The organism is Streptomyces sp. MnatMP-M17, assembly GCF_900091995.1.
Lineage (GTDB): Bacteria > Actinomycetota > Actinomycetes > Streptomycetales > Streptomycetaceae > Streptomyces.
Window position 1 is genome coordinate 1 of sequence record NZ_FMDK01001146.1, and the last position, 6,304, is coordinate 6,304.

9 protein-coding genes are annotated in these 6,304 nt (G+C 69.2%); all 9 read right to left on the bottom strand.

Annotated features, from left to right (window positions below):
• Positions 1 to 883 (bottom strand): AAA family ATPase (locus GA0115259_RS37090; protein ID WP_141716863.1); only part of this gene is annotated, 883 nt, incomplete at its 3' end.
• 222 nt (positions 884 to 1,105) lie between these two features.
• Positions 1,106 to 1,411 carry a DUF7848 domain-containing protein gene (locus GA0115259_RS37095; RefSeq protein WP_093604924.1) on the bottom strand — a complete coding sequence of 102 codons (306 nt, stop codon included), beginning with the start codon at positions 1,409 to 1,411 and terminating at the stop codon, positions 1,106 to 1,108.
• The gene (locus GA0115259_RS37100; protein WP_093604926.1) at positions 1,408 to 1,791 is read right to left on the bottom strand and encodes a histone-like nucleoid-structuring protein Lsr2; all 384 of its coding nucleotides are present in this window, start codon (positions 1,789 to 1,791) and stop codon (positions 1,408 to 1,410) included. The genes GA0115259_RS37095 and GA0115259_RS37100 overlap by 4 nt, the downstream gene beginning before the upstream one ends.
• Entirely contained in the window at positions 1,779 to 2,609 is an 831-nt protein-coding gene (locus tag GA0115259_RS37105) for a hypothetical protein (protein ID WP_093604928.1), read from the bottom strand. Before GA0115259_RS37105 ends, GA0115259_RS37100 begins: the two co-directional genes overlap by 13 nt.
• A 76-nt stretch (positions 2,610 to 2,685) precedes the next feature.
• Positions 2,686 to 3,891, bottom strand: a complete 1,206-nt coding sequence (locus GA0115259_RS37110; protein WP_093604930.1) for an acyl-CoA dehydrogenase family protein — start codon at positions 3,889 to 3,891, stop codon at positions 2,686 to 2,688.
• Positions 3,892 to 3,945: 54 nt separating this feature from the next.
• A complete protein-coding gene (locus GA0115259_RS37115) occupies positions 3,946 to 4,506 on the bottom strand; it encodes a GAF domain-containing protein (protein ID WP_093604932.1) in 561 nt (186 codons plus the stop codon).
• A 91-nt stretch (positions 4,507 to 4,597) separates the two neighbouring features.
• Positions 4,598 to 5,434 carry an SAM-dependent methyltransferase gene (locus GA0115259_RS37120; RefSeq protein ID WP_176732783.1) on the bottom strand — a complete coding sequence of 279 codons (837 nt, stop codon included), beginning with the start codon at positions 5,432 to 5,434 and terminating at the stop codon, positions 4,598 to 4,600.
• Complete coding sequence (locus tag GA0115259_RS37125) at positions 5,431 to 6,000, bottom strand: GTP-binding protein (protein ID WP_093604934.1); 570 nt, start codon at positions 5,998 to 6,000, stop codon at positions 5,431 to 5,433. Before GA0115259_RS37125 ends, GA0115259_RS37120 begins: the two co-directional genes overlap by 4 nt.
• 31 nt (positions 6,001 to 6,031) lie before the next feature.
• The coding region (locus GA0115259_RS37130; protein WP_161230592.1) for a DUF742 domain-containing protein at positions 6,032 to 6,304 on the bottom strand (273 nt) is incomplete at its 5' end.

A 6,304-nucleotide genomic window follows, 5' to 3' on the forward strand; every position in this document is an offset into this window, starting at 1 on the left:
CGGCCGCCGCTGCCTCGGAGGGAAGATCGGCATACGCCTGGTTGATGCTGGTCACAACAGCTGCTCCTTGGAGTTGGTCGAGTTCGCGGGGGCCGGATGGGGCGGTGGTCGGGGCGGTCAGGGAGGCCGCGATCTGGGACAGCGTCGTGCCGGGCCGGATCACCAGCCGGGCAGCAGCCGCCCGCAACGCGAGTGCGTTGTGTGCGCACGCGTCGGCCACCCGCGGGATCGCGCACGGGTCGGCGGCGGCCCCGGCCGTGCCCGCCAGGCGCGTGATCAGGTCGATCGCGGCTTTCCGGGGAAGAGGGCGCAGGTGATGAATGGCCGCCCCCTCGACCGCCAGGTCCTCCAGCGGCATCCGGCTGGTCACGACGACCAGCCCACCGGTGCCTCCCGGCATCAGAGGGCGGATCTGGTCCGCGTCTGCGGCGTTGTCCGCCAGCACCGTGACCGTCCGGCCACCGGTCACCGAGCGCCACCACGCGGCCAGCTCATCCTCATCGGCGGGCAACGCCGCGCCGAGCCCATGACCGAAGGCGCGCAGAAACCGCGCCAGGACATCAACCGGCCGCAGCGGCGCCCGCCCTGAATGTCCGCGCAGGTCCACATACATCTGCGCGTGGCCGGCATCAGCGTCAACCATCCTGAGCAAGCGCACTGCCAGAGCCGACTTCCCGGCGCCCCCGGGCCCGCTGATGGCCACACACCGCACGCCGTCTCCGCCGCCCCGGCAGGCCCGCGCGAGCGCGTCGAGGTCCTCTTCACGGTCGACCCATACGCGGGGCGTCGCTGGAAGCTGACGGGGGACGGGCGGCGGCGGGTGGTGATGGAGGTGCACGCCCCCGTCGATACGTCCGGCCTGGATCACCGGGCCGGAGACCATACCCCCGCTGATCACGTTGCCGACCCGAGCGCTGCCGGTCATGACACACCGTCCGTACCGGTCTGAACGCGTCGCCGGAGAGGGGCGATCAGGGTCCTCATGAGAGGTGGTGCTCCCGTTGTGTGGGGATGGCTGGCCGAGGTCGATGGCGCGGTCCCGGGGAGAGACATCGGCTCTTTCCGGGGGCCGCCTCGCGAGCGGGCGGCGGTTGGGCCTGGTGCATCAGGGGGCTTGTGCCTGGGAGGCACTGGTGGTCGGCGAAACGGCGTCAGGAGTCTTAGCCGTGCCGCTGTCGACGTACTGGGCCAGCTCGCGGCGGTAGAGCGTGTGTCCGGTTCGCTTGCTGTGGTCGGCCATCCAAAGGTCGACCGGATGGGGTGCCCACCATGTGCCGGAGGACTGCTCGCACTTGATGGGAAGCCCCAGCCGCTCCTCGACCGTGGTGTCACACGACGCCGTGTACTCGGCGCGCTTCTCCGGGACACGTGGGAGGGACTCGTAATCGTCAAAGGACGGGGTCGCGGTCATGACCGCGACCGTCCGGCCCCGTGCGCGCTCTCGTAGCGGGCGTAAACCTTCTGGGGGATGCGCTCGCGCTCGCCTACCTCGATGCCTTTACTTCTGGCCCATTTCCGTACTTTGAGGCGGTATTCGGTGCTGGCCTGGGCCTTACTGGCGGGGCGTCGGGCCATGACGGGGAGCGGGCCGTCTTGCCTGTGGAGGTTGGGCTTTGCGGGAACGAGGCGGCCGGCGGCGATGAAGGGCTGGAGCGTGGTTCTCAGATTCCCTGCGTTCTCGTTGCTCAGGTCGATCTCGTAGGTCTTGCCGTCCAGGCTGAACGTGACGGTCTGGTCGGCGTCACCGCCGACGATGTCGTCGATGAGCAGGATCTTTTCTAGCTTGGCCACGTGCTGGTCTTCCTCGGTACGTCCGGTTGGGCGGTTTGCTGGAGACGGTGTGCCGTGAGGGGGGACTGGGGCGGGTGCCGGAGCATGGCGGCGGTCAGGGTGTCTGCGCGGGTGAGTCTCTGCTCGTCGGCGGGCGGGAGGAGCCAGCGGCGCGGCTTTCCGTGGTAGCCGCAGTCGGTCGAGCCCTCGGTGACCGCGATGACGCCGGGCACACGCGGCAGGGCGTCAGCCTCGTCGGGGGGTACGAGAATGTGGAGGATGCCGTGGGAGCGGCAGACCATCACCGGCCCGATGTGCCCTCCCGAGCCGCGGAGCAGGTCCAGCAGGCCGATGCCCGTGCGGAGCTGGAGACGTACGGAGGTGTAGGGGACGCTCACCTGGTGAGCGAACTCGTCCCGTACGAGATGACCGGCGAGAGACCGGCGCTCACTGATGACTTCCAGGCAGGTACGCAGTGTCAGGGTGTCGGTGTATTCGTGGCCGGGGGCGAGGCGTGGTGGTTTGATCCACCGCAGTGCTGTGTCGTCGGGGGTGCTGTGCTGTGGCGGCACGGTGAGGGAGTTGCCGGTGGTCAGGTAGGTGGTGTTCGGCGGCCACGGCTCGCTGCCGCTGGCGGGGCTGACGAGGAACCACCAGGCGCTGTGGTCGGCGATGACCGGTCCGATCCGGGAGCCGAGCTCGAACTTCCTGATGAGGACAAGTACTTCCCGGCCGGTTTCCGCGGGGACACGGACGGCGTTCCAGCGGACTCCGGTCTCCATGTTCGCAGGGCCGTGCGCGGGCCAGCGGTTGTCGTGGATCGGATGGGCGGACGGCATGCGGGCTCCGTACGTGGGTCGTGGGGAGCGGGGACCCGGCCCCGGGTCGGTCGGTGGGGGTGTGGTGAGGGGCTGGTTATGTCGTGATGCGTTGTGACCACTGGCTGGGGTAGGTGTCCAGGGCGGTTTCGGCGAGGCGGTGGAGCTGGATGTCGCTGGTGCCGGCGGGCGGTTCGATGCAGATGGCGTCCCGGAGAAGCCGTTGGAGGGGATTGCCGGCCTTCAGTCCGTCTGCGGCCTGGATCCTTATGGCGTCGAGGACGGAGGCGATGACGCCCTGGACGGCGCTGTACTTGGCGTTCATCAGTTCCGCGTCGCACGGGTGTCTCAGGTCCGGCTCCAGGTCCCGGTTCAGGTCCAGGGTGTGCGCGGCGTTGTAGGCGGTCTCCCGCGCGGTGATCAGCCGGTGCTCTATCAGGCCGATGGTGTTCTTGACGGTGGCGAGTTCGGAGAGCGGTCGCCCGTAGCGGATGCGGGCCTGGGTGAAGCGGGCGGTTTCCTCGATGACGGCGCGGTGGATGCCGAGCGCGACCGCGGTCAGGTTGGGCCGTCCGTACAGGACGCTGGAGGAGTAGGCGACGGCCAGGCCGTCTCCGACGTCACCGATCAGGTGGTCGTCGGGTATCCAGCAGTCTTTGAAGATCAGTTCGCCGCAGCTGAAGCCGCGCAGGCCGGTCAGCGGTTCGTGGTCGGCGAGGGTGAGGCCCGGCCGGTCGGATTCGACGAGGAACGCCGACAGCGCTCTGGAATCGGGGCCCGGACGGCGCCCGCTCCGGGTGACGACGCCGTGCAGGTGGCCCACGTGACTGTTGCCGATGAAGACCTTGCGGCCGTTGAGGACCCAGCCCTTGCGCTTGCGGCGGGCTGTGGACTCCATGGCCAGGACGTGTCCGCCGCTGTCCGGTTCGGTTACCGCGATGGTCGGCAGGCAGGTTCCTTCGGCGATGGCGGGCAGCCAGGTCTTCTTCTGCTCATCGCTGCCGAAGTGGAGGAGCTTGGCGGCGCCGAGCATGGACGCCTGAGCTGCGGCCCCCATCGCCGCGCTGATACGTGAGAGTTCCTCGATGATGATCGTCTTGGCCAGATGGCCCGCTCCCATGCCGCCGTGCTCGGCGTCGATGGTCACGCCGATCCAGCCCTGCCGGGCGATGAGATCGGCCGCCTCGTATTCGACGGCTCCGGTGGATTCCATGGCTGCTACCCGGGGTGCGATCTCGTTCTCCGCGAAGTCCCGGACCCTCTGGCGCAGGTGCTCGTGCTCGTCTGTCAGGAACCAGGTCATCGATTTCCCTCTCCCGAATATGAACCGGGCGCCGGGCTTCCGGCGCTCCCCCGCTTACTGCGTGATGCGTGCGGCCCGCTCGTAGATGAGGTGCATCACCTCGTCGCGGTATGTCTTGATGAGCGCGAGCGCGGCGTGGTTCGTCTTCTCGTCGCGCCGTTCGGTTCCCACGTAGCAGACCGTGCCGAGGGTGACGCCGCTCTCGTGGTCGATGAGCTGGGCGCCGGCGTACGTACGGGCGCCGATCTGGTCGACGACGGGGTTGCTGGCGTAGCGGGGGGCCGCGTACACGTCATGCAGGGGCAGAGGGTGCTTGCGCTTGAGGAGCTCGGTGCAGAAACCCGCGTCCATGTCCATGGTCCGGCCGACCGCGGGCAGCTCGCCCTGGCCGTCGGGGCAGTGCAGGCCGGTGAAGTACTGGCGCCGTCCGCCCAGGGAGACCAGATTGACCATGGCGTACGCCACTTGGGCGTCCTCGGCCAGCCGGGTGGCGAGGGCATCGAATTCGGGGACGGGGACCTCGGCCAGCCCGAGCTCGGCCATGCGCCGCGCACGCAGCCCGGGGTCACTGTCGTGCCCGCCGGCAAGGACGGCGGAGGGAGAGACGGGAATCATGAAGGTGCTCCAAGAGCGTGGAAGACAGGGGGACTTGGTTCCTTTGGCACGCGGCGCACCGGGGCGGGCATCCGGCCCGCGGCCGGGCCGGTCACGGTTTTCGGGCTGCTCCGGCGTACACCGCGACCATCGCGTCCGACACCGCGCCCAGACGGGGCCGGCTGGAGTCGGGCTGCCACCGGTGCGCCACGACCAGACCGGGATCCACCAGGTCGAGGCCGGTGAAGAAACGCAGCACTTCCGCTCTCGTGCGTACTTGGCTGCGGATGCCGTACTGGGCGTAGGCGTTGGTGACGGCGGCCCAGGTGGCCGGGTCGAAGTCGCCGGTGGCGTGCGAAAGGCTCAGGTACGAGCCGGGCGCCAGCGGCTCCAGAAGCCGGCTGACGAGCCCGTACGGATCCTGGTCGTCGGGGATGAAGTGCAGCAGGGCGTGCAGAGTCAGGGCCACCGGCCGGGCGAAGTCGACGCATCCGGTCGCGGCCACGGCTTCCAGCAGGTCCTCGGGGCGCGTCGCGTCCCCCTCGACGACCTGTATTGTCCCCTCGGGCGTGCTGGCGCGGAGGTCCTCGGCGTAGACCAGGGCGATCGGGTCGTTGTCGGCATAGACGACGGTGGCGTCAGGTGTGACGTCCTGTGCCACCTCGTGGAGGTTGGGCGCCATGGGCATGCCGGTGCCCACCTCGATGAACTGCCTGATCCCCGCGCGGGCCAGACAGCTCACGGCGCGATGCGTATACGCACGGTTCGCCCGCGCCGCCACCTCCACCGCGGGCCAGAGCCCGATGACCGCCTCGGCCGCTTCCCGGTCGACGATGTAGTTGGACTTCCCGCCCAGGAAGTAGTCATACACCCGGGCGATACTCGCCTTGTGCTGCCCCAGCTCCGCCCCGGAGACGGTCTCCCGCGCAGGTTCTCGCTGCCCGCTCACCGCGCCTGCTCCATCCGTTCGAGGCCCGGGTAAAGGCCGCGGGCCTGCGTCAGGGCGTACTCGACCAGAGCGATCAGAACACCGGCGCCGGACGACTCGTCCCGCGCGTCGAACATCAGCACGGGCACCTCTTCCGGGATCTGGAGCGCGCGGCGTACCTCATCGGGGGTGTAGCTGTAGCGCGCGCCCTCGAACTCGTTGACGGCCACCACGAACGGCACGCCGCGCTGCTCGTAGTAGCCGATCGCCGTGAAGCACTTGTCGAGCTGGCGGGTGTCGGCGAGGATGACGGCCCCGATGGCGCCGTAGGACAGTTCCTCCCACGCGTACAGGAACCGGTCCTGGCCCGGTGTGCCGAAGAGATACAGCACCAGGTGCTGCGGCACCTCGAAGGTGATGCGGCCGAAGTCCATGGACACTGTGGTGGTGGTCTTGGCCTCCACCCCGGCGAGGCTGTCGATCCCGCTGCTGGCCTCGGTGATCGTCTCCTCGGTGCGCAGCGGCTCGATCTCGCTGACCTTGCCGACCATCGTGGTCTTCCCGGTGCCGAACCCGCCCGCGATCATGATCTTGGCGGTGAGGGACGCCGGGGCGGTGTCAGGCGGACTTGGCGTCGCCGAACCGGTTGCGTAGACCGACAAGGACTGCCTCCAGAACGTTCGGGTGGTTGGGCTCGATGTCGGCGGACAGCGCGATGACCAGGGCGCCGGAATCCAGCAGGTCCGAGATGACGATCTTGGTGACGAGCACGGACTGACGGACGATCCCGGCGATCTCGACGACCGGGCGCGGCCGTTCCCGGCACAGCGCCACTACCGCCTGGGCCTCCACGCCCAGCGGCCGGTCCGGGCTCCGGCTGCCCGCCCCCAG

Excerpts from the sequence above, each read along its gene's own strand:
- GA0115259_RS37095 (WP_093604924.1), bottom strand. The coding sequence starts at position 1,411 with ATGACCGCGACCCCGTCCTTTGACGATTACGAGTCCCTCCCACGTGTC.
- GA0115259_RS37125 (WP_093604934.1), bottom strand. The coding sequence starts at position 6,000 with ATGATCGCGGGCGGGTTCGGCACCGGGAAGACCACGATGGTCGGCAAG.
- GA0115259_RS37110 (WP_093604930.1), bottom strand. The coding sequence starts at position 3,891 with ATGACCTGGTTCCTGACAGACGAGCACGAGCACCTGCGCCAGAGGGTC.
- GA0115259_RS37115 (WP_093604932.1), bottom strand. The coding sequence starts at position 4,506 with ATGATTCCCGTCTCTCCCTCCGCCGTCCTTGCCGGCGGGCACGACAGT.
- GA0115259_RS37105 (WP_093604928.1), bottom strand. The coding sequence starts at position 2,609 with ATGCCGTCCGCCCATCCGATCCACGACAACCGCTGGCCCGCGCACGGC.